The organism is Sphingopyxis sp. Root1497 (assembly GCF_001427085.1).
Classification (GTDB): Bacteria; Pseudomonadota; Alphaproteobacteria; order Sphingomonadales; family Sphingomonadaceae; genus Sphingopyxis.
The window spans coordinates 1,663,177-1,686,069 of sequence record NZ_LMGF01000003.1 but is presented as its reverse complement, the minus strand read 5'-3'; the positions used below and the strand labels follow the sequence as shown (position 1 = coordinate 1,686,069).

General features: G+C 68.0%; 20 protein-coding genes. All 20 read right to left on the bottom strand.

Annotation, left to right across the window (positions count from 1 at the left end; genetic code table 11):
- Positions 1 to 129: 129 nt before the first annotated feature.
- Entirely contained in the window at positions 130 to 2,064 is a 1,935-nt protein-coding gene (locus ASD67_RS23445) for a tetratricopeptide repeat protein (protein ID WP_235535638.1), read from the bottom strand.
- A gap of 53 nt (positions 2,065 to 2,117) precedes the next feature.
- Entirely contained in the window at positions 2,118 to 3,566 is a 1,449-nt protein-coding gene (gene ftsZ / locus ASD67_RS11370; protein ID WP_056346905.1) for a cell division protein FtsZ, read from the bottom strand.
- A 150-nt stretch (positions 3,567 to 3,716) separates the two neighbouring features.
- A complete protein-coding gene (gene ftsA / locus ASD67_RS11365) occupies positions 3,717 to 4,973 on the bottom strand; it encodes a cell division protein FtsA (RefSeq protein WP_056346903.1) in 1,257 nt (418 codons plus the stop codon).
- Between the two features lie 4 nt (positions 4,974 to 4,977).
- Positions 4,978 to 5,916, bottom strand: a complete 939-nt coding sequence (locus tag ASD67_RS11360) for a cell division protein FtsQ/DivIB (RefSeq protein WP_056346902.1) — start codon at positions 5,914 to 5,916, stop codon at positions 4,978 to 4,980.
- A complete protein-coding gene (locus tag ASD67_RS11355) occupies positions 5,913 to 6,836 on the bottom strand; it encodes a D-alanine--D-alanine ligase (RefSeq protein WP_056346900.1) in 924 nt (307 codons plus the stop codon). Before ASD67_RS11355 ends, ASD67_RS11360 begins: the two co-directional genes overlap by 4 nt.
- Entirely contained in the window at positions 6,833 to 7,321 is a 489-nt protein-coding gene (locus ASD67_RS11350) for a DUF4262 domain-containing protein (protein ID WP_235535637.1), read from the bottom strand. Before ASD67_RS11350 ends, ASD67_RS11355 begins: the two co-directional genes overlap by 4 nt.
- Positions 7,318 to 8,217, bottom strand: a complete 900-nt coding sequence (gene murB / locus ASD67_RS11345) for a UDP-N-acetylmuramate dehydrogenase (RefSeq protein ID WP_056346896.1) — start codon at positions 8,215 to 8,217, stop codon at positions 7,318 to 7,320. The genes ASD67_RS11350 and murB overlap by 4 nt, the downstream gene beginning before the upstream one ends.
- Entirely contained in the window at positions 8,214 to 9,644 is a 1,431-nt protein-coding gene (gene murC / locus ASD67_RS11340) for a UDP-N-acetylmuramate--L-alanine ligase (RefSeq protein WP_056346894.1), read from the bottom strand. Before murC ends, murB begins: the two co-directional genes overlap by 4 nt.
- The gene (murG, locus tag ASD67_RS11335) at positions 9,644 to 10,828 is read right to left on the bottom strand and encodes an undecaprenyldiphospho-muramoylpentapeptide beta-N-acetylglucosaminyltransferase (protein ID WP_056346892.1); all 1,185 of its coding nucleotides are present in this window, start codon (positions 10,826 to 10,828) and stop codon (positions 9,644 to 9,646) included. The genes murC and murG overlap by 1 nt, the downstream gene beginning before the upstream one ends.
- Before the next feature lie 10 nt (positions 10,829 to 10,838).
- A complete protein-coding gene (locus tag ASD67_RS11330; RefSeq protein WP_200938008.1) occupies positions 10,839 to 12,077 on the bottom strand; it encodes an FtsW/RodA/SpoVE family cell cycle protein in 1,239 nt (412 codons plus the stop codon).
- Positions 12,074 to 13,390, bottom strand: coding sequence for a UDP-N-acetylmuramoyl-L-alanine--D-glutamate ligase (gene murD, locus ASD67_RS11325; protein WP_056346890.1), 1,317 nt, complete (start codon positions 13,388 to 13,390; stop codon positions 12,074 to 12,076). The genes ASD67_RS11330 and murD overlap by 4 nt, the downstream gene beginning before the upstream one ends.
- Entirely contained in the window at positions 13,387 to 14,457 is a 1,071-nt protein-coding gene (gene mraY, locus ASD67_RS11320) for a phospho-N-acetylmuramoyl-pentapeptide-transferase (protein ID WP_056346889.1), read from the bottom strand. The genes murD and mraY overlap by 4 nt, the downstream gene beginning before the upstream one ends.
- Positions 14,457 to 15,836, bottom strand: a complete 1,380-nt coding sequence (locus tag ASD67_RS11315; RefSeq protein ID WP_056346887.1) for a UDP-N-acetylmuramoyl-tripeptide--D-alanyl-D-alanine ligase — start codon at positions 15,834 to 15,836, stop codon at positions 14,457 to 14,459. Before ASD67_RS11315 ends, mraY begins: the two co-directional genes overlap by 1 nt.
- Positions 15,833 to 17,272, bottom strand: coding sequence for a UDP-N-acetylmuramoyl-L-alanyl-D-glutamate--2,6-diaminopimelate ligase (locus ASD67_RS11310; RefSeq protein ID WP_056346886.1), 1,440 nt, complete (start codon positions 17,270 to 17,272; stop codon positions 15,833 to 15,835). Before ASD67_RS11310 ends, ASD67_RS11315 begins: the two co-directional genes overlap by 4 nt.
- The gene (locus ASD67_RS11305; RefSeq protein ID WP_056346884.1) at positions 17,272 to 18,963 is read right to left on the bottom strand and encodes a peptidoglycan D,D-transpeptidase FtsI family protein; all 1,692 of its coding nucleotides are present in this window, start codon (positions 18,961 to 18,963) and stop codon (positions 17,272 to 17,274) included. The genes ASD67_RS11310 and ASD67_RS11305 overlap by 1 nt, the downstream gene beginning before the upstream one ends.
- The gene (locus ASD67_RS11300; protein ID WP_056346882.1) at positions 18,960 to 19,562 is read right to left on the bottom strand and encodes a hypothetical protein; all 603 of its coding nucleotides are present in this window, start codon (positions 19,560 to 19,562) and stop codon (positions 18,960 to 18,962) included. The genes ASD67_RS11305 and ASD67_RS11300 overlap by 4 nt, the downstream gene beginning before the upstream one ends.
- The gene (gene rsmH / locus ASD67_RS11295) at positions 19,556 to 20,548 is read right to left on the bottom strand and encodes a 16S rRNA (cytosine(1402)-N(4))-methyltransferase RsmH (protein WP_056346880.1); all 993 of its coding nucleotides are present in this window, start codon (positions 20,546 to 20,548) and stop codon (positions 19,556 to 19,558) included. The genes ASD67_RS11300 and rsmH overlap by 7 nt, the downstream gene beginning before the upstream one ends.
- A complete protein-coding gene (locus ASD67_RS11290; protein WP_056346878.1) occupies positions 20,545 to 21,066 on the bottom strand; it encodes a division/cell wall cluster transcriptional repressor MraZ in 522 nt (173 codons plus the stop codon). Before ASD67_RS11290 ends, rsmH begins: the two co-directional genes overlap by 4 nt.
- Positions 21,067 to 21,351: 285 nt before the next feature.
- A complete protein-coding gene (locus ASD67_RS11285; RefSeq protein WP_056346877.1) occupies positions 21,352 to 22,515 on the bottom strand; it encodes a hypothetical protein in 1,164 nt (387 codons plus the stop codon).
- Positions 22,512 to 22,892 carry a hypothetical protein gene (locus ASD67_RS11280; RefSeq protein ID WP_056346875.1) on the bottom strand — a complete coding sequence of 127 codons (381 nt, stop codon included), beginning with the start codon at positions 22,890 to 22,892 and terminating at the stop codon, positions 22,512 to 22,514. Before ASD67_RS11280 ends, ASD67_RS11285 begins: the two co-directional genes overlap by 4 nt.
- Position 22,893 lies beyond the last annotated feature (1 nt).

The window sequence follows — 22,893 nt, the reverse complement described above, 5'->3', positions numbered from 1 at the left end:
AGGTGGCAGCGCGAAGCGCTGACGGAGGGGTAAGGACGCCGGCGTCGAAACCCCTCCACCACCGCTTCGCGGCGGTCCCCCTCCCCAACGCTTCGCGATGGGGAGGATCTATCTCGACCGCTGCCGTGCTCATCTGACCGGATCGACGTCTTGGCCCGCGTCGCTGTTGAAGAGGAAGCCGTCGCCGCCCGCCTTTTTGTAATCGGCGAGCCAGGTGTCGGCGCTCTTCTTGTCCTTGAACGGCCCGACGAGCAGGCGGCGGGTCTTGCCCCATTCGGTGGTGCCGCCCGCCTTGCCCTTGAACAGCGCCGGAGACTTTTTGGCGAATTTGCCGAAGTCGGTCGCCAGCGCCTTCGCATTGGCGCCGGTCGCGACCTGCACCCAGATGCGCGCCGGGTTCGCTTTCTTTTCAGCCGCTTCGGCCTTGGCCTTCGCATCGGCTTCCGCCTTGACCTTGGCCGCAGCGTCGTCCTTGACGCGCTTCGCCTCGGCAGCGGCATCGGCCTTGCGCTTGTCGTCGCGCAGCTTGGCGAGGGTGGCCGCGTCGACCGCTTCGCTGGCGGGCGCCATTTCCTCGGCGGGGATTTCGAGCGAACCGACGATATCGGCGAGCGAGGCGAGCGGCGCCGAGGGTGTCGGCGCGAAGGTCGGCGACGCCGCGACGGCAGAGGTCGGCGGCGGCACCGCGTCGGCCTGCGCCATCTCGACGGAAGCCGGAGCGGGAGACGCGGCGCCGGGCGCGGACGTCGCCGCGCCGGGCTGGCCGATGTCCGAGATCGAGAAGCCGGGACCGACCGGACCGCCATCGCGGATCGCGACTCCGATCGGTGCCGACGTCGTCGCGGCGGGCGGCGGACTCGCGACCGGAACCGCCTGAGCCGGGGCATCGACGCGGGCGACCGTCGCGGGAGCCGGGGCCGGTGTGGGCGTGGGCGTGGGCGTGGGCGTGGGCGTGGGCGTGGGCGCCGGACGGGCCGGCACCGGCGTGGTTCGAGCCGGCGTCGCGCTGGCAACTGCGACGCTCGGCGCCTGCCGTGGCGGCGTTGCGACGGGCGCCGGATCGGGGGCGCGGCGGACGGTTACCGGCGGCGGCGTCGCGCTGACGGGCGTCAGCGTACGGCGTGCCCGCTCGCGCTCGCTGGGGCGGCGGCGGTCGGGCCTGGACGCCGCAGGCTTGGACGTCGACGGCGCCGCTGCGGGCGGCGGCACGGCCGCGGCGACCTGCACGGGCTTGCGCGGCGGGCCGAGGTTGCCCGACGGGAAGCGGCCGAAATGCGCGGCGGCGGCCTGCTGCGCCGGGTTGAGCCGGTCCATCTGGACCAGATAAGGCAGGATATTCTGCGCCAGCTGCGGCGGCATCGTCGCGTTGACGATCTCGGTCGCCTCGCCGTTGCGGCCGTTGATCGCGAGGATCATCGCGCGCATCCGCCAGGCGCCGCGATCCTGGGTGCGGAGCTGGCCCGACAGCAGTTGTACGCCGCGGTCGGCCTCGCCGGCGATCCCCAGCGACAGCGCATAGCGGCGCAGCGTTTCATCGTTCGGTGCCAGCGACAGCGCGAGTTGATAGTCGCGCTGCGCCGCGTCCTGCTGCCCGAGCAGGTCGCGCGCAAGACCCCGGTCGGAGAGGAAAATCCGCTCGGGCGCGCCGAGCAATTGCGCCTCGCCGAAATAGTCGAGGGCGCGGGTCGGATTTTCCATATGGACCATCGCCGATCCGAGCGCGGCCTTGACCGCGCCGTCGCGCGGGTTCGCCTGTTCGGCGCGGGTCAGGAAACCGAGCGCGGCGCGATAATCCTCAAGCTCGATCGACGCGCGTCCGGCATCGAGCAGCGCGGGGCCGTCGGTGCTGTTCGCGGCGATCCGCGCCAGCGCCGACGACAGCAAGGTTCGCGCCGCGGTGCGCTTTTCCATCGCGGCGCGCGTCGCCGCGTCGGGCGGCGTGACCTGCGCCTGTGCGCCCGCGAGCGGCAGCACGCCAAGCCACAGCGCGGAGAGCGCGAGCGCATGACGCGCCGCGCGTCCCGGCCTGCCCGACTTCATCGTTCGCCGCATGGGCCAATTCATCCCGATTTCCGCGCCGCCCTGCCCTGAAGGACGGCGGCGGTATGATCGCCCCGTTACTGGTTGTTCTGGCGGTTAAGGAAGCGCGGGATATCGACCCCGTCTTCCTTGCCCTCTTCCTCACCCTCGGCCGGCGCGGCGCCGCGCGACAGGCGCGACATGCGTTCGAACAGGGTGCCGCCACCGATTGCGCGCGACGGCGCCTCGTCGGCGGCGGGTTCGGGCGCCGGAGCGGGCTGATAGGCCGGAGCCGACGCTTCGGGCTGCCCGAGGACCAGCTCATCCGCCGTGTCGTCGTAGGTCGCGGCGATGTTCGACAGTTCCATCGGCTCTTCCTCGACCACGGCCGCGGGCGGAGCGCTGTCGCCGAGCGAGAAACCCGGCGCCGGATCGGCGGCAACGGGCGGAGCCTCGACCGACGCTTCGAAGGGCGCTTCCTCGACCGGCTCTTCGACGACCGGCGCCGCGGCGGGTGCCGCGCTGCGCGCCGGAGCGAAGGAGAAGCTGCGCGTCGCGGCGGGAGCCGGTGCGGCTTCGCCGGTGCCGTCGATGCCGGTCGCGACGACCGACACGCGGATCTTGCCCTGCAGCGCTTCGTTGAAGGCGCTGCCCCAGATGATGTTGGCGTCGGGATCGACGAGTTCGCGGATGTGGTTGGCGGCTTCGTCGACTTCCATCAGGCGCATGTCCTCGCCGCCGACGATCGAGACGATGACGCCCTTGGCGCCCGCCATCGACACGCCGTCGAGCAAGGGGTTGGCGATCGCCTTTTGCGCCGCTTCGAGCGCGCGGCCGTCGCCTTCGGCTTCGCCGGTGCCCATCATCGCCTTGCCCATTTCGCGCATCACGCTGCGCACGTCGGCGAAGTCAAGGTTGATCAGGCCGGGCATGACCATCAGGTCGGTGATCCCGCGCACGCCCTGCTGCAACACTTCGTCGGCCATGGTGAAGGCTTCTTTGAAGGTCGTGTTCGGGTTGGCGACCAGGAACAGATTCTGGTTCGGAATGACGATCAGCGTGTCGACATGGTCCTGCAGCTCGGCGATGCCGGCATCGGCCGAGCGCATGCGCCGCGCGCCTTCGAACATGAAGGGCTTGGTCACCACGCCGACGGTCAGGATGCCGCGGTCGCGGGCCGCCTTGGCGATCACCGGCGCCGCACCGGTCCCGGTGCCGCCGCCCATGCCGGCCGCGATGAAGCACATATGCGCGCCGTCGAGCGCGTCCTCGACCTGCGCGATCGTTTCCTCGGCCGCCGCGCGCCCGACCTCGGGCCGCGAACCCGCGCCGAGGCCCTGGGTGATCTGCGCGCCGAGCTGGATGCGGCGTTCGGCCGGCGACGCGTTCAGCGCCTGCGCGTCGGTGTTGGCGACGATGAAATCGACCCCCTCGACCTTGGCCGCGATCATGTTGGCGATGGCATTGCCGCCGGCACCGCCGACGCCGATCACCGCGATCCGCGGCTTCAGCTCATCGACCTGCGGCGGGCCAATATTGATGCTCATCAAATAATCTCCCTGCAGCGGCGAACCCTTGCCGCTTCCTCATCGTGCGACCCACGGGCGGTGGTCCCGCCGCCCCGATATCCGTTACCGCATTGCACTATTGTGACGCCGGAATCACTCAAAAAATTAACCCTTTCGCGCAACTCGTCGCTAGAAACTGTTTTTAAGTGCAGCCATCAGGCGATTGATAATTCCGGTACTGCGCGGACGATAGACGTCCTGCGACATCATCGGCAGGTCGCGCAGGTCCACCGGGTCCGACGCGGCGTAAAGCACCAGCCCGGCGAGCGTCGCGAAAGCCGGCCCAGAATGCGCGTCGGGCAGCCCGAGCAGCCCCTTGGGGCGGCCGACCCGCGCCGCGCGACCGAGCGCGCTCTGGGTGTAGTCGGCGATGCCTTTCAGGTCGGCGCCGCCGCCGACGAGCACCACCTGACGGCCGATCGGGCCGACGAAATGCAGGTCTTTCAACGTCCTGCCGATCTCTCCCATCATCGCGTCGAGGCGCTGGCGGATCACCGTGACAAGCTGGGCGCGCGTGATGCGCGGCGATTCCGACCCGCTCGGTGCGCCGGGTTCGAGTTCGATGATCTCGTTGTTGTCGCGCGGGCTGGCCGAGGCCGAGCCGTAGAAGCTCTGCAGGCGCTGCGCCTGGCTGCGGCGGATGCCGAAGGCCGAGGCGATATCGTCGGTGATGTCGCTGGCGCCGAAGGGCAGCGACGCCATTTCGACGAGCATGCCGCCGGCATAGAGCGAAACGGTGGTCACCGACGCGCCGAGTTCGACGAGCGCGACGCCGAGGTCGCGTTCCTCGTCGGACAGACACGACAGGCCGGCGGCGATCGGCGAGGCGACCACGGCGTTGACGTCGAGATGCGCCTGGCGCACCGCCGCCTCGAGGTTCCGCACCGGGGCGCCGTCGGCCATGATGATATGGATGTCGACACCGAGCCGGTCGGCGTGGAGACCGATCGGGTTCTTGACCCCGGTGAGGCCGTCGAGTGTGTAGAGCGCGGGCTGGGCGTGGAGGATCATGCGGCCTTCGGGATCGATGCCGGCACGGCCCGCGGCGAGCAGGTCGTCGACATCCTCCTGTTCGATGCGATGGCCGCCGAGTTCGCTTTCGATCGGGGCGACGTCGCTCAAGAGGCTGCCCGCCGAGAAGGCGACCCAGACATCGTCGATGTTGAGCCCGGCGATGCGTTCGGCCTGTTCGATCGCCTCGCGCACCACATGTTCGGTCTGTTCCATGTCGGCGACATAGCCGCGCTGGACGCCGCGGCTCTCGCGCTGGCCGGTGCCGAGGACATGGAGCGCGCCGTCGGCGGTCTGGCCCGCGATCAGCGCGCACACCTTCCACGACCCGACATCGAGCGCGGTGATGATCTTCTCGATGCGCGGCGGCGCCATCGCCCTATCCTTCTTCGGCCGCGGTCGCGGCGGCCAGCGCGTCGGCGGCGGCGCGCGCGCCTTCGAGCTTCGCGGGCGCCACCTGGCCTTCGTGCGGCAAGCGTAACACAAAACGGTTGGGGTCGCGCATGTCGAAGCGCAATATACCGCGTCCGAGCAACCGGTTGGCGCCGTCCATATGCGCGAATTTGGCGAGGGCGGCTTTTGCCTCGGTCTCGCCTTCGGGCAGCGACAGCGTCTCGCCGCTGCGGAAACGCAGATCCCAGCGGCGGTTGCCGACCCAGGTCGCGCCGGCGAGCAATTCCTTGAGGCTGCTCGCTTCGGCGAGCAGGCGGTCGAGGTCCTGCGAGCGCTGGTTCGCTTTCGGCCCGATGACGAGCGGCAGGTCGGGCATCGTCGCGATGGTGACGGGTTCGAGCACGACGCCATTTTCGTCGATCAGCGACAGCCGGTTGTTGTGCTGCCAGATCGCCGCCGGGGTGCGCTCGACGATGTCGACGACGAGCGTGTCGGGCAGGCGGCGCGAGACGCGCGCATCCTTGATCCAGCCATATTTCATCAGGTCGCCGCGTACCCCTTCGAGGTCGAGCGCCGCCATCGAGCGGTCCTTCTGGGCCAGCGCGATGTCATAGACCTTGAGCCGGTCGATGCGGTCGGCGCCGACGACCTCGACCTTCTTGACCTGGAAGCCGGCGCGGCCGACCGCCTGCGCATATTCCTCCTGGACCTTTGCCGTCACGCCCGTCGCATGGGCGGCAAGACCGACCACGGCGAAGAGGCCGAGGCCGATCGTCCAGTTGGCGACCTGCTGCAGCCGCTGCGGACTGATCGGCAGCGCGTTGATCACCGCGTCGACGCGCGACGTCTTGATCGTCTTGCGCTTTTTCGGCGCGCGCGCCGGGCGGCGCGGCGCCGATGTCGGCCGCTTGATCTTCTGGCTCATAATGCTTCCCCCACGATGCGTTCGACCAGTTCCGCATAATCCATGCCGATCGCGCGTGCCTGTTCGGGCACCAGGCTGAGCGGCGTCATCCCCGGCTGGGTGTTGACCTCGAGCAGGAAGATGCCCGCGAGGCCATGTTCGTCGTCCCAGCGAAAATCGGAGCGCGAGGCGCCCTTGCAGCCGAGCAGGCGGTGCGCCTGTACGGCGAGGTCCTTCATGCGTTGCGCCACGTCATCGGGGACCTCGGCGGGGCAGACATGTTCGGTCAGCCCGTCGGTATATTTGGCGTCATAATCGTAGAAGCCCGATTTCACCCGCAATTCGGTGACCCCGAGCGCCTGATCGCCGAGCACCGCGACGGTCAACTCGCGGCCTTTGATGAAGGGTTCGGCGAGCAGGCGGTCGAACTCCTGCCAGGGCCCGACCGCGCCGCGCGCGATCGGGTTGCCGTAATTGCTGTCGTCCTTGACGATCGCGACCCCGACCGACGAGCCTTCGTTGACGGGTTTCAGGACATAGGGGCGCGGCAGCGGGTCGACGGCGAACAGGCTTTCGCTGTCGACCATCGTCCCCACGGGCATCGGGATACCGTGGGGGACGAGCGCCTGCTTGGTCAGTTCCTTGTCGATCGCAATCACCGAGGTGACGAGACCGCTGTGGGTGTATTTGAGGCCCATCAGGTCGAGCATGCCCTGCACCGTGCCGTCCTCACCGGGGACGCCGTGGAGCGCGTTGAAGACGACGTCGGGATTGGCATCGGCGAGCCGCCGCGCGACGTCGCGATCCATGTCGATACGCGTGACCCGGTGCCCGCGCGATTCCAGCGCGTCGGCGATGCCCTTGCCGCTCATCAGCGAGACTTCGCGCTCGGCGGACCAGCCGCCCATCAGGACGGCGACATGCCAGGGGCCGCGGGTCATTGCGCCGCCCCTTCATATAGCGCGGGCTGTCTCTCCATCACGATCGGATCGCAATCCGGCTCCCACGGAAACAAGCCCTGTTCTGCGCCGGGCCAGACAATCTGGAAAGCATCGTGCATCGCCGCGTCACGTTGCGCATCGTGATACCAGAGCGCCCAACCGAAATGCTCGCGGATCGCCCCCGCGTCGGTGACGTATTTGGCCACGCAGTTCCAACCCTCGATCAGGCCGGATATTCGCAAGCCGTCCTGCAGCTTCAATCCCTCCACGCATTGGCGTTGAATTTCATTGATCATAAAGTGACGCACTTCTCGTTTGACGCCAAAGACGATGACTTCGGGCTGCTCGACCGTTTCGGGGAAGCCGATCGAGTAGCTGAACTCTGGCAAGTCGCCGTCGGCGTCAAAGACATGCATGACGCTGCACCCGTAATCACGAATGTCGTCGACGACCTTTTGTTCGGACGCGTCGAGATGGCTGGTCACTTCTTCACTCCCACGCGCTGTATTTCCCATTGCAGTTCGACGCCGCTCTTCGCCTTCACGCGTCGGCGCACTTCGTCACCGAGTGCTTCGATATCGGCGCTCGTCGCGTCGCCGGTGTTGATGAGGAAATTGGTGTGCTTCTCGCTGACCTGCGCGCCGCCGACCGCGAAGCCGCGACAACCGGCTTCGTCGACGAGTTGCCAGGCCTTGTGGCCGTCGGGATTTTTGAAGGTCGAACCGCCGGTTTTCGACCGCAGCGGCTGTGACGCCTCGCGGCTTGCCGAGATGCGGTCCATTTCGGCCTGGATCGCGGCGGGTTCGCCGGGGTGGCCGCGGAAGGTCGCGCCGACGACGACCGCGCCCTCGGGGAGTTCGCTGTGGCGATAGGTGTAGCCGAGGTCGGCGAGCGGCAGCGTCCGACGCTCGCCCGAGCGCAGCACGACGTCAGCGTCGATCAATATATCCTTGACCTCGCCGCCATAGGCACCGCCGTTCATGCGCACGAAGCCGCCAACGGTGCCGGGGATCGAGCGCAGGAATTCCATGCCGGCGATGCCCGCGTCGCGCGCGGTCGAGGAAACGAGAATGCCCGAGGCGCCGCCGCCGCAGCGCAGCGTGGTTGCGTCGATGGCTTCGACCTTGGCGAAGGCCTTGCCGAGACGGACGACGACGCCGGGGAAGCCGCCGTCGCGGACGATGAGGTTCGAGCCTAGGCCAAGCGCCATGACGGGCGTTGCGGGGTCGAGGTCGCGGAGGAAATCGGAAAGATCGTCAGCGTCTTTCGGCTCGAACAGCCAGTCGGCGGGGCCGCCCGATTTGAACCATACGAGCGGGGCGAGCGGCGCCTTTTCCGTCAGCTTGCCGCGCACGACCGGGAGGGTGGCGGTCGCGGTCACGCGCGCTCCACCGCCGCGGCCAAACCCGCCGCCATCTTGGTGATGTCGCCCGCGCCGAGGCAGATGATCTTGTCGCCTGCACCGAGGTCACCCGCGACGATCGACCGGGCGATGGCGGCCGCCAGCGCATCGGCGTCGGCGACGGTTGACGCCTGGCGATGCCCGCGATCGCGCAGACCCGCCACGAGCGTGTCCGACGACACACCCTCGATCGGGCTTTCGCCGGCGGTGTAGACGGGCAGAGCCAGCACGATGTCGGCGTCGTTAAACGCCTGCTGGAAATCGTCCATATGGTCGCGAAGCCGGGTGAAACGGTGCGGCTGGACGACCGCGACGACGCGCCCTGCCCCGACACCCTCGCGCGCGGCCGAGAGCACGGCGCGGATTTCGACGGGGTGGTGGGCGTAATCGTCGATGACGGTCACCACGCCTTCACCCACCGCGATCTCGCCAACCTTGGTGAAGCGGCGCTTGACCCCGGCGAAACCGTTGAAGCCCGAGGCGACCTTCTCGTCCGACACCCCCATGTGCAGCGCCACCGCGATCGCGGCGAGCGCGTTCTGGACATTGTGGCGCCCCGACATCGGCAAATGGATGCCCTCGATCGTCCGGCTGTTGCCGTCGCGGTCGCGCACGACGACGTCGAAGCGATTGCCGTCGGCGCCGGGCGTCACGTTGGTGCCGCGCACATCGGCCTGCGCCGAGAAACCATAGGTGATAATGCGGCGGTCGCGGATGCGCGGGATGATCGCCTGCACCTCGGGATGGTCGAGGCAGAGCATCGCGGCGCCATAGAAGGGCACATTTTCGATAAACTCGACGAAGGCGTCCTTGATCGCGTCGAAGCTGCCATAATGGTCGAGATGTTCGGGGTCGATGTTGGTGACGACCGCGATCGTTCCGTCGAGGCGCAGGAAGCTGCCGTCGCTTTCGTCGGCCTCCACCACCATCCAGTCCGACGCGCCAAGCCGCGCGTTCGAGCCATAATTGTTGATGATACCGCCGTTGATCACGGTCGGGTCGATCCCGCCCGCGTCGAGCAATGCCGCGACGAGGCTGGTCGTCGTCGTCTTGCCGTGCGTCCCCGCGATGGCGACGGTCGATTTCAGCCGCATCAGCTCGGCGAGCATTTCGGCGCGGCGGACGATCGGGATGCGGCCGGCCAGGGCCGCCTCGACCTCAGGATTGCCGCGCTTGACCGCGGTCGAGGTCACGACGACCGCGACGCCGTCGACATTCGAGGCCTCATGGCCGATCGCGACCTTGATGCCACGCTTGCGCAGGCCTTCGATCACATAGCCGTCGGCGATATCGCTGCCCTGCACCTGATAGCCGAGGTTGTGCATCACCTCGGCGATGCCCGACATGCCGATGCCGCCGATGCCGATGAAGTGGATGGTGCCGATATCGGTCGCGACGCCGCGCATCAGCGGTCCCCCGAACGCGTCGCGGCGACGCCGCCCGCGACCGCCGCCGAGCGCGACGGCGCACCGACGCGGATGACATCCATCATCGGCGGCGCGGCGAGCGATTCGACGAGGTCGGCGAGGTCGCGCGTCGCGTCGGGCAGGCCGCAGCTCGCGGCGCGTGCCGCCGCTTCTTCGAGCGCGCCGGGTTCGAGCGCCATGCGCTGGATCTGCTTGGCAAGCGCCGCGGCGGTGAAATCGGGCTGGGCGAAGGACACTGCGCCGCCCGCCTCGACGAGATCGGCGACGTTGTAGGTTTGATGGTCGTCCATCGCGTGCGGATAAGGCACGAACACCGCGGGGCGACCGGCGCAGGCGAGTTCGGACACGGTCGAGGCGCCCGCGCGCGCGATCACCAGATGCGCCCAGCGCATGCGGTCGGGGATATCGGCGAAATAGGGCGCGCATTCGGCGGCAACGCCCAGCTCGGCATATTTGGCGCGCACGCCCTCTATGTCGGCCTCGCGCGCCTGCTGGACGATCTGCAACCGGTCGAGCAGCGCGCGCGGCAGCATCGCGATCGCCGCGGGGACGACTTCGCTGAGCACCGTCGCGCCGAGGCTGCCGCCGACGACGAGCAGCCGCAGGATGCCGTCTTCGGGAAGCGGCGGATAGCCTTCCTCGCGGATCGCGATGACCTCCTCGCGCACCGGGTTGCCGGTCAGGTGGCGCTTGAGCGCCAGCGCTTCGGGGAAACGATGGATGTTGCGATAGGCGACCGCGATCGCGTCGACGCGCGATGCCATCAACCGGTTGGTGCGGCCGAGCACGGCGTTCTGCTCATGGATCACGCTCGGACGCCTGGTCGCCTTGGCGGCGAGCAGGCTGGGAAGCGAGGGATAGCCGCCGAAGCCGACGACGACCGCGGGGTCGAATTCATTGATCAACTCGATGCCGAGGCGCCGCCCCTTGCGGATCGCCAGCGCCGCCTTGACCCAGCCGATCGGGCCGCCCGCGACGCGCCCGGCGGGCAGCACATGGGTTTCGAGCTCGGCGGGGGCGCCGGGAATCTTGAGGCCGCGGTCGTCGCTGACCAGCGCGACGCGGTGGCCGCGCGAAATCAGCTCGCCCGCCAGCGCATAAGCGGGAAGCATGTGGCCGCCAGTTCCCCCGGCGGCGAGAAGATAATGGCGCGTTGCGGTCATTTGCGGGCCGTCATTTTTTGTTCCAGTTTCGGGTCATCGACACCCTTGCGGCATAGGGGTTCCGCCGGGTCAGCGACAAGAGCAAACCCATGCCGATCGACAGCGCGATCATCGACGAGCCGCCGTAGCTGATGAAGGGCAAGGTCATCCCCTTCGACGGGAAAAGCTGGGTGTTCACCGCCATGTTGATGATCGCCTGTCCGCCGAACTGCGCGATCAGGCCGGCGACCGCGAGGATCAGGAAGCTGTCCTCTTCGTCGAGCAGGCGGACGAGGACGCGAACGATGATCGCGAGATAGAGGATCGCGATCGCCATGCACGCGATCATCCCGAACTCCTCGCCGATCACCGAGAAGATATAGTCGGTATGCGCCTCGGGCAGCTGGAATTTGGCGAGGCCCGCGCCGGGGCCGGTGCCGATCAGCCCGCCGGCGGTGAGCGTCGCGTGCGCCTTGTCGACCTGGAAGCTGTCGCCCTCGGCGAACAGCCAGATGTTGATGCGCTGCTGCGCCACCGGATAGAAGAAATAGGCGAGGACGATACCGGCAAGGCCGCCACCCGCGAGCATGCCCATGATCCGCATCGACAGGCCGGCGACGAGGACGAGGACGAGCCAGGTCGCGATGAAGATGATCGTCTGACCAAGGTCGGGCTGGCCCATCAGCAGCATCGCGATGATGCCGGTGAGCACGAAGCTGAGCGGCACGACGGGCAGGCTCTGGTCCTGCAACCGCAGCGACAGCACCCACGCGAGCGCGACCGCGAAGAAGGGCTTGAGAAACTCCGACGGCTGGAGGCGGAACATGCCGCTGCCGAGCCAGCGCTGCGCGCCGTTCACTTCGGTGCCGATCAGCGGCACGAGGAAGAGCAGCCCCATGAAGGTGATGGTGCCGTAGATCGCAAAACGCCGTGCCTGCTGTTTGGGCAGCATCGACACCGCGAGCATCACGGGCACGCCGACGAGCACCCACATCAGCTGGCGATAGAAATAATAGAGCGGGTCGAGGCTGGCGGTCGAGGTCGAGAGCTTCTGCGCCGCGACCGGAGAGGCGGCGGTGACGGCGACGAGGCCGACCGCGATCAGCATCGACACGAGCAGCAGCAGCACGCGGTCGATTTCCCAGAACCACAGCCCGAGCGGGGTGCGGTCGGCGCGGCTGAGCCGCGGGCCGCGCCGCTTGCTGCTGCGCGTCGTGGCGATGATCGGCCGTTCGTTGGTCGCGTCCATATTGTCGAACCCCCCGCTCATGCCCCGAATGCCTTGACGATGGCGCGAAAGCGGTCGCCGCGCTCCTCAAAACTCTTGAATTGGTCGAACGACGCGCAGGCCGGCGACAGCAACACGATGTCGCCCGGCTCGGCGACCGCCGCCGCACGCGCGACCGCGGTCGCGAGGTCGCCCGAGCGGTCGACGGGAATCGCATCGCCGATCTCGGCCGCGAAACCGTCCATCGCCTCGCCGATCAGATAGGCACGCTTGACGTGTCCGAACCAGGGACGGCAGGCCGACAACCCGTCGCCCTTGGCCTGCCCGCCGGCGATCCAGTGCAGACGCTGGTCCGGCGCCGGCGGAAAGGCCGCCAGCGCCGGTGCAGCGGAAGCCGCGTTGGTCGCCTTGCTGTCATTGTACCAGCGGACGCCAGCGACTTCGCCGACCAGTTCCATGCGATGCGGCAACGCCTTGTAGGTGGCGAGGCCGGCTTCGATCTGTTCGTCGTTCAACCCGAGCACCCGGCACACCGCGATCGCGCAGACCGCGTTCTGCGCATTGTGCGGGCCCTGCAGCGCCGGCCAGCGCATCTGGTCGACGGGGTCGACATCCTTGCCCGAGACGCGAAACAGGCGGTGATTGATCCGCCCCGCGATGATCTTCGACGGGTCGTCGTCGACCGCGACGATCGCGACCTGATCCCGGTGCTGGAGCGAGAAGAGCCGCGCCTTCGACGCGGCATAGCCCGCGAAACCGTCGTAGCGGTCGAGATGGTCGGGGGTGAGGTTGGTGAGCAGCGCGACATCGCAGGCGAGGCTGTGCGACAGGTCGATCTGGTAGCTCGACAGTTCGAGGACATAGACCCCGACGCCGTTTTCATTGGGGGCGAGCGGATCGCGGCTGAGGATCGGCAGGCCGATATTGCCGCCCATCAGCGTCGGGATGCCCGCGCTTTCGAACATATGGGTGACCAGCGCGGTAACCGTCGACTTGCCGTTGGTGCCGGTGATGCCGACGACCTTGTGCGGCGGCAGCTCCGCGCGCGCTTCGGCGAACAGCTCGACATCGCCGATCACCGGGACATGCGCCTCGCGCGCGTGGGCGGCGATCGGGTGGCGGTTGAGCGGGACGCCGGGCGACACGACGACGCCCGCGAAACCGATCAGGTCGATCTCCAGCGGATTGCCGATGTCGGCGCCGAGCGCCATCGCCTCGTCGCGCGCTTCCTCACGGTCGTCCCACGCGGTGACGCCGGCACCGCTGGCGACGAGCGCCTCGACCGTCGCGAGCCCCGAGCGCGCCAGCCCCAGCACCGCGTAGCGGCGACCGGCAAAGGCGCGGCTGGTGATCACCGGAGCTTGAGCGTCGCAAGCCCTGCCAGCGCGAGAACGATCGACACGATCCAGAAACGGATCACGACGGTCGATTCGGGCCAGCCGAGCTGTTCGAAATGATGGTGGATCGGCGCCATGCGGAAGACGCGCTTGCCGGTGCGTTTGTACCAGGCGACCTGGATGATCACCGACAGTGCCTCGACGACGAACAAGCCGCCGATGATGACGAGCACCAGTTCATGCTGGGCGGTCACCGCGATCGTCGCGAGCGCGCCGCCCAAGGCAAGGCTGCCGGTGTCGCCCATGAACACCGCCGCAGGGGGCGCGTTGAACCACAGGAAGGCGAGGCACGCGCCGATGATCGCGGCGGCGAAGATCGCCAGTTCGCCCGCGCCGGGGACGTGCGGGATGCCGAGATATTCGGCGAATTTCACGTTGCCCGACAAATAGACGATGACGAGGAAGGCGAGGCTGGCGATGATCACCGGGAAGGTCGCGAGCCCGTCGAGCCCGTCGGTCAGGTTCACCGCATTGCCGAAGCCGACGATCATCACCATCGCGAAGAGATAATAGAAGGGCCCGAGTTCGAGCACGATACCGCTGAAAAAGGGCAGATAGAGGTCGGTACCGGTGCGCGACACGATCAGGAACACCGCGACGCCCGCGATGATGAACTCGATGAGCAACCGCACGCGGCCGGGGATGCCGCGGTGGCTGGCCTTGGTCACCTTGTCGAGATCGTCGAGGAAGCCGACGACCGCGAAACCGCCGGTGACGAACAGGCAGGCCCAGACAAAACGGTTCGACAAATCCATCCAGAGCAGCGCCGAAATCATCAGCGAAATCAGGATCATCAGCCCGCCCATCGTCGGCGTGCCCTTTTTCGCGAGATGCGTCTGCGGGCCATCGTCGCGGATCGGCTGGCCCTTGCCCTGCCGCATGCGCAGCATCAGGATGAAGCGCGGGCCGATCCACAGGCCGATGATCAGCGCGGTCGCGACCGCGGCGCCCGAGCGGAAGCTCAGATAACGAATGAGGTTGAGGACCCCCGGAAAGCCAAGCCATTCCGCCAGCCAGTACAGCATCAATATTCCCCGTTGGTCAGCGCCGTCACCAGATGCGACAGGCCAACGCTGTTCGACCCCTTGACCAGCACGGCATCGCCGGCGCGGATCAAGTCTTTCAGCCGCTCTTTGGCGGCCCGATGGTCGGGCACATGCGCGAAATCGATACGCCCCTCAAGCGCTTTGGCGAGCGGCGCCATCTCTTCGCCGACGAGCAAGGCGAACTGCACGCCCGCTGCGACGAGCGGAGCCGCGAGACCTGCGTGATACGCCTCACCGCCCGGGCCGAGTTCCTTCATCGCGCCGAGAATCGCGACGCGGCGATCGGCGGATTCGCTGCCGAGCTGGTCGATCGTGGCGACCATCGAGGCGGGGTTGGCGTTGTAGCTTTCGTCGATCAGCAGGATATGGCCGCCGCCCGCAACCGGCAGGCGATGCCGCGCGCCGCGTCCGGCGAGGCCGGCCATTTCGGCAAAGGCGAGGCCTGCGGCGGGCAGGTCGCCGCCGACGGCTTTCACCGCGGCGAGCACCGCGAGCGCGTTCGACACCCAATGCGCGCCCGCCTGCGCGATGTTGAAGCAGAGCAGGGCTTCCTGAACCTGCGCGGTGACGAGCGAACCGCCCTGCCCGTCGGGCAGCCAGTCGACCGCGCGCACATCGGCGCCGGCGCCGAGGCCGAAGCTGACGACATGGGCCGCATGCTGTTCGGCCTTGGTCCGGAGGCGTGCATAATGCGGGCTGTCGAAGGGCACGATCGCGGTACCGCCGGGTTCGAGGCCTTCGAAAATTTCGCCCTTGGCGTCGGCGATCGCCGCTTCGCTGCCGAAAAATTCCATATGCGCCGGCGCGATGGTGGTGACGATGGCGACGTGCGGGCGCACCATCCGGGTCAGCGCGGCGAGTTCGCCGGCGTGGTTCATGCCCATTTCGAACACGCCATAATCGGCGGTCGAGGGCATGCGCGACAGGCTCAAGGGCACGCCGACATGGTTGTTGTAGCTTTTGACCGAGCGATGCGCCTTGCCAGGACGGAAGCGGTCGAGCGCCGCGAACAGCGCCTCTTTCGTCCCCGTCTTGCCCGCCGAGCCGGTGACCCCGATGATCCGGCCATGGCAGCGCGCGCGCGACGCGATACCCAGCGCGTTCAGCGCGAGGGCGCTGTCGGCGACGCGGACATGCGGATGGTCGATGGCGGTTTCGCAGACGATCCCTGCCGCGCCCGCGGCGATCGCCTTGTCGATGAACTTGTGGCCGTCGGTCGCCTCGCCCTTCATCGCGACGAACAGGTCGCCCTTCCCCACCTCGCGCGAATCGAAGGCGACGCCGTGCACGGTGAAGTCGGCGCTGGCGGTGCCGCCGGTCGCAGCGGCGATGGCGCGCGCGGTCCACAGCGGGTTCATGCCGCCTCCTCGCGCGCGACGGTCACATCGTCGAAGGGAATGACGCGCATCGCGTCGCCCCGGCCGACGATCTGGCCCTGTTCATGCCCCTTGCCCGCGATGCAGACGATGTCGTCGGCGCGCGCCTCGGCAATGGCGGCGGCGATGGCGGCGCGGCGGTCGCCGATGACCTGCGCCCCCGGCGCGCCGGCGGCGATGGCGGCGCGGATCGTCGCGGCATCCTCGCCGCGCGGATTGTCGTCGGTGATGATCGCGATGTCGGCCTTCGCGGCGGCGACCCGGCCCATTTCGGGGCGCTTGTCCTTGTCGCGGTCGCCACCGGCGCCGAAGACGAGAATCAGGCGGCCGGTCGCGTGCGGGCGCAGCGCGTCGAGCGCGGCCTCGATCGCGTCAGGGGTGTGGGCATAATCGACATAGACCGGCGCGCCCGTTTTGGTAATCGCGGCGCGTTCGAGGCGCCCGCGCACCGGCTGGAGCCGCGCCAGATTGCCGAGCGTCTGCGCCACGTCGCCGCCTGTCGCGATAACGAGGCCCGCCGAAACCAGCGCATTGGCGACCTGATAGGCGCCGATCAGCGGCAGCGTGACTTTCTGCACCACCGGACCCGCCGCGATCACCAGCGATTGCCCGAGTTGGGTCGGCTCGCGCGAGACGAGACGCAGGTCTTCGCCATGCTGGCCGACGGTCAGGATGCGGACGCCGCGCTGTTTTGCTTCATATTCGGCGGCCGGCGACCACATGTCGTCGTTCCAGATCACCACCGTGCCGTTCGGGTCGACGACCTCGCGGAACAGCCGCATCTTTGCGGCCATATAGGTCTCCATGTCGCCATGATAATCGAGATGATCGTGGCTGAGGTTGGTGAAGGCGGCGGCCTTCACCGGCAGGCCCTCGGTCCGATACTGGTCGAGCCCGTGGCTCGATGCCTCGAACGCCGCGTGGGTCACCCCCTCGGCAGCAAGGCCCGCCATGTTCGACAGGAAGGTGACGATATCGGGGGTGGTCAGCCCGGTGACGACGCGGTCGTCGCCGGCGGTAACGCCGAGCGTGCCGATCGAGGCGGCGTGGAACCCCGCCATGCGCCACAGCTGGCGGGTCATCTCGACGGTCGAGGTCTTGCCGTTGGTGCCGGTGACCGCGACGCAGGTCGCGGGAAATTTGTGGAAAAAGCGCGCGGCGATATGCGCGAAGGCGCGGCGCGGATTGGCGTCGGCGATATGGACCGCGCCGTCGACCCTCGCCTCGGGCCGCGCGACGATGGCGATGGCGCCCGCCTCGATCGCGGCGGCGATAAAATCCTCGCCGTTGAACTTTTCGCCGACGAAGGCGCCGAAGATCGTCCCCGGCGCAACCTTGCGATGGTCGATCGCGAGCCCGGTGACGACAGGGTCGGCGCCCGACAAAGCCTGATTTTCGATCAGCGCCGCGAGACGCATTACTCGGCTTCCCCGTTTCTCCAGAGCAGCGGGGTCAGTTCGGACACGTCGACGTCGCGGCTTTCGTCGGGGAAGACGCCGAGCATCGGACCCGCGCGCATCACGACTTTTTTGACCACAGGCGCCGCGGTCCAGCCCGCGGTGCGCTGGCCCGAACTATAGGCATTGCCCTTGGGCTGGTCGATCATCGCGATAACCACGTAACGCGGGTTATCCATCGGAAATGCCGCGGCAAAGGTCGCGACGACCGACGTCCGGTTGTATCCGCCGATGCCGGGCTTTTCGGCACTGCCGGTTTTCCCGCCGACGCGGAAGCCGGGCGCCTCGGCCTGCTTGCCGGTGCCGTCGGACACGATCAGACGGAGCAACTGGCGCATCCGCGCGCTGGTCGACGCCTTGAAGACGCGGCGGCCCTGCGGCGGCGCCTTGTCGCCCAGCTTGAGCATCGTCGCCGGGCGGTAGATGCCGCCGTTGACCAACGCGGCATAGGCGCTGGCGAGGTGCAGCGGGGTGACCGCGATCCCGTGACCATAGCCGGTGGTCATCGTGGTCAGACGGCCCCAGTTTTTGGGCCATAACGGAAACGCCCGCTCTTTCAGCTCGATGCCCGGCCGTTTGTCGAAATCGACGCTGCGGAACATCGCCTCCATCTTTTCGCGGCCCAGTTCGTCGGCGATCTGCGCGGTGACGATGTTCGAGCTGTGGATCAGCGTTTCGGGCACATTGTACCAGCGCCCGGCGGGATGGCTGTCGCGGATCCGGAAACCCGCGATGGCGAGCGGCTGGGTCGCATCGTAGCGCCGCGCCATGCTGGTCACCGTGCCGGCATCGATCGCCGCCGCAACGGTCAGCGGCTTGAAGGTCGAGCCGAGTTCGTAAAGATTATAGGTCACCGCGTTGCGGCGCGTCGCGGGGTCGCTGCCGGTCAGCTTGTTCGGGTTGAAGGTCGGGAGCGACGACATCGCCAGAACTTCGCCGGTGTGGACGTCGAGGATGATCCCCGCGCCGCCGATCGCCTCGAGGTTCGTCACCGCGCTCCCGAGTTCGCTTTCGAGCACGCCCTGCACCCGCGCGTCGATCGACAGCGCGAGCGGCTGGCCGCGCGTCGCGGCGTCGGTCAGGCGCTTGTCATAGGCGCCCTCGATCCCGGTGACGCCCTGCCCCTCGGCGTTGATGAAACCCAGCGTGTGCGCGGCGAGGCTGAGCTGCGGGTAGAGGCGTTCCTTTTCGCGCGGAAAGTCGAAACCGATTTCACCGATCGCGTTCACCGCCGCGACCTGGTCGGGCAGCGCGCGGCGGCGAATGTAGGTGGCGCGCGGGCCGGTCAGCTTGGCGAGAAATTCCTCGCGCGGGGTGTCGGGGAAGATCTTGACCAGTTCGTCGGCGAGATAGGCACGGTTGTTGAGCAGCTTCGACGGCACGACGCGGATCGAATAGCCGTCGATGGTGCGCGCCAGCGGCACGCCGTTGCGGTCGACGATGTCGGCGCGGGCCGGAACGAACGCCGCGGCGGCGCCGCGCTGCGGCGTCGTGTCGAACGCCGCGAAATAGAGCAGACGCAGCGACACAAAAAAGATCGCCGCCGTGAACAGCAGCATCAGGATCATCAGCCGCTGCTGTGCGGTGAGCAGCAGTTGCTGCCGCACCCCGGCGGTACGGACGCGTGTCGGACGGACGACCAGCGTGTTCATCGGCCCCTGGCTTCCCCTGCTTCGGCGGCGGCCGCCCGCTTGAGATCGGCGAGCGTCGATTCGGCGAGGAGCTGGTCCTCGATCATCTTCAATTGTTCGCGGCGGCGGGTCGGCGCCATGCGCGGCGGCGTGTCCGACTGGACCGCGGCAAGCTTGATCGCCGCCGGCTTCACCGCCGCGGCCGGGGCGGCGGGGGCGTCCGGCGCCGTGGCGGCGGCGGGCTTGGCCTTTTCGGGCAGCGCGACCGGCGACACCATCGCCATCAGCACCGGCGCGACGTCATTGGCGCCGCGCGCGCGCGGCAGGCGGCCGACCGAGGCAAGCTGGCGCTCGTTGGCGAGATACTGGCTCGCCGACGGCGCCGAATAGCCGAAGGTTTCGGCGTTCCATTGCTCGAGCTGGCGCATCGACGCGCGCACCGCGAGTTCGGATTCGAGGTAGCGGATATTGTCGCGGGTGCGATTGATCTGCTGGTTGATCTGCGCGAGTTCGCTGCGTGTCGCCGCTACCTTCAGCGACACCGGATAGAGCATCATCGCGAACACCAGCACGAGCAATACCAGCCCGATACCCTGCAATTTGCGCGCCGCCATCAGCATGAGATCGCCTCCTGTGTCGTCGAACCCGCGGACCATGCCGCCGCATCGGTGCGCACCGCGCTGCGCAGCGTCGCCGAACGGGCGCGGGGGTTGCGGGCTTCTTCATCCTTGCCCGGGCGCACCCGGCGCGCCGGGGGCAGGAAAGTTGCGGCCCGCGCCGGAGGGGCTAGCGCGGGCCGGTGGCGCGAACCGGCGGCATCGCCTCCGCTCCGTTCGCGCAGGAAATTCTTCACGATGCGATCCTCGGTGCTGTGGAACGACACCACTGCGAGCCGGCCGCCGGGACGCAGCAGCCGTTCGGCGGCGTCGAGCCCGGCCTTGAGCTCGTCGAGTTCGCCGTTGATGTGGATGCGGATCGCCTGAAAACTGCGCGTCGCCGGGTCCTTGGGGGCCCCGGGCGGATGGCGCAGCGCCTTGCGGATCACCGTCGCGAGTTCGCCGGTGCGGGTGAGCGGGCGCGCCGCGACGATCGCGCGCGCGACGCGGCGCGACTGGCGTTCGTCGCCATAGTGAAAGAGGACATCGGCGATCGCGCCTTCGTCGGCGCTGTTCAGCCAGTCGGCCGCGGTCTCGCCGTCCTGCGCCATCGTCATGTTCAGCGGGCCATCGTTCTGGAACGAAAAGCCGCGTTCGGCGCGGTCGAGCTGCATCGATGAGACGCCGATGTCGAAGACGATGCCGTCAACCGCCTCGATGCCGCGCTCGGCGAGCAGCCGGTCGATTTCGCCGAAGCGACCGTGGACCAGCGTCAGCCGGCCGGCGGCTTCGGCGACGAGTGCCTGGCCCTCGGCGATCGCATCGGGATCGCGGTCGCAGGCGACGACCTGAGCGCCCGCCGCGAGCAGCGCGCGGGTATAGCCGCCGGCGCCGAAGGTGGCATCGACATGGCATTCGCCGGGCGCGATCGCGAGCGCGGCGACAATCTCGTCGCGGAGCACGGGGTCATGGCGCGGATCCCTGAAGACATTGGGGGCAAGGTCGGTCATTTCCGCCCCCTCGCCTTGCTGGCTTCCCATGCGGTGGCGACGCGGCGCAGGCGCGGGTCGGCCTCTTCACAGGCGGCGAGCAGCGGCAGCCACCAGATTTCGAAGCGGCGCCCCGCACCGACGAAGGCGCAGGCGCTGCCGTCGAACGCCAGCACGTCGGGATCGTAAGGATTGTCGCGGTGCGAGAAGGTCGGCAGGAAGCGACCGCTTTCATCGAGCGTGTAGTTCTTCGTGAAGTCGAAGCGCTTCTTATATTCGGCGTCTTCGTCATAATCGCGGTCGCGGTCGCGCGCGATGTCGCGATCGCGGGCGATTTCGTCGTTGAGGCGATCGAACTGGTCCTGGCCATAAGCGACCAGACAGGGCAGCTTTTCGTGAAAGCCGACCCAGAGCACGCGCTGGCCATCCGCATTGAGGGGCACATTGTTGCGGAATTCGGAGGGGACGGCGATGCGTCCCTTGCCATCGATCGCGGCGAATTCGGTGCCGGAATAGCTGCCGGGCGTGATAACCGCCATCGATTTGCCCCCAGCCTAGCACCCCGGGCAAAACTTCCCCGATCCCGGAATCCAAAAATTCCGAATCCAGTGACTCAGGTGGAGATTGCCCCTCTCCGCTTCCTGCCTACCAAGTCTCGGTCGGGGTGGAAAGGGGTAAATTAGGGCCTGACCGGGTCAATTCACCACATTTCTAGGGCAGATCGGGGCGAAAGGAGCGCAAATGAGCGGCAATGGCCCGCGACGCGCACGCCGCAGGCCGCTGTGGATAAGCATCAAGGGACGGAAAAACGCCGGTTCCGGCGGTCAGCGGATCCAGATCGGCTCGAAATAGGTCCTGGAAGGGCCGCCCAAGGCGGAGACCAGCCATTTCATATTGTCGGACCGGCGGAGCCATAGCGCATCGGGGATCGGCGACTGCCACAGGCTTTCGTGGAGCAGGTCGGCGTCCCCGACGAGCCAGACGGTCGCCCGACCGATCGGACAGCGCGCGACGCGGCGGTCGCCCCAGGTCGCACAGCCGGCTGGCAGGCGCGTAAAGCGGCCCGCCGAATGGAGCCGGAGCTTCTGCCCCGCCGGGTCGAGGAAGACATCGACATCGCCTGCCCGCTCAGGGTCGACCGCCGCGAGCGCGATCCCCCAATGGTCGAGCAGCGGGGTCAGCAGGCTGGTCACCGGCGGATTGCGCGGATCGCCGAGCGGATAGGCGGGCGGCCAGGTCGACAGCGCATCGGCAAGGATGACGATGTCGCGCGGGCGCGCCGTCAGCGCATCAAGCCGCACCAGTTCCTCTGGCGCAAGCGCGCGTGGATGAGCGACGAGCAAGGCGTCTTCATCGCGGACATCCGCGAGACTATCGACGACACGAACGTCCAGCCTCCGGTATAATTCTGAAAGCGCCTGCGCCTCGGAAGGCCCCGCCTCCAGCATCGCCGCAAAATCGCCGCCCTGCCCGGCCCAGCGCAGCGGCAGGCCCGTTATCATGGCAACGGGCTGCGAAAGCGGCTTGGTCCATGTTGCATAGGCTGGGCCGATCAACGCCTGCCCGGCGACAAACCACAAAATCAGCGTGAGAAGCATTGCCGGCCAACGCAGCGCCGCATGCCAATTACCGGTGCGCCCGATGAGGATTGCCGCAATGCCGCATCCTACGCCACCACATAGCAAGGTGGCGACGAGTTGGAGGCCACCCATTCGTTCGGCCAGTCCATAGTGCAGCGCCAACTGCGTCATGGCCAAAATCAGCAACGCCGCCGCAAAGGTCCGGGCGCGCGCCAGCAAGCTCTCGCCCCGGATGAGCCATGCAAGGAGCAGCGCGCCCGGCATGAGCAAAGGGATTGCCAGCGCCGCGTCGACCCTTGCGAGCAGCATCTGGCCACCGCAGATCCAGGCCAGCGCCAGCGCCGGCAGGACATAGGCGGCGGACAGTCGGAGCGTCGGCGCCAGCCCGGCAAAACGCGCGCGCGTCACTGCGCCGATTTGTTCCGTGCGCGCTGCAGTTCGGGATCGGGTTCGAGGTCGGGAACCTTTGCCGTCGCAGGCGGCAAGGGTGCGGCCTTGGCCGCAGACGAGGCCGCCTTTGCGGCGTCGGCCGTCGGCGTCACCGGCTGGACGCCCAGTTCTTCGAGCGGGGCGCCGCTGCCCTTTTCGGGCGTGCCGGTCGCGGCGGGATTTGCGGTCACGGCATCGTTCGCGACCTGTTCGCGCGCCCGATCCCCTATCAGCCCGGCGAGACCGACGAGCAGCAGCACCGCCATCACCCCGGCGATGCCGATCTGCAGCCGGCGCATCGAATCATTGGGACCCAACGGTTCGGGCGATACGGGCGAGGCCCTGGGCTTTTTCATG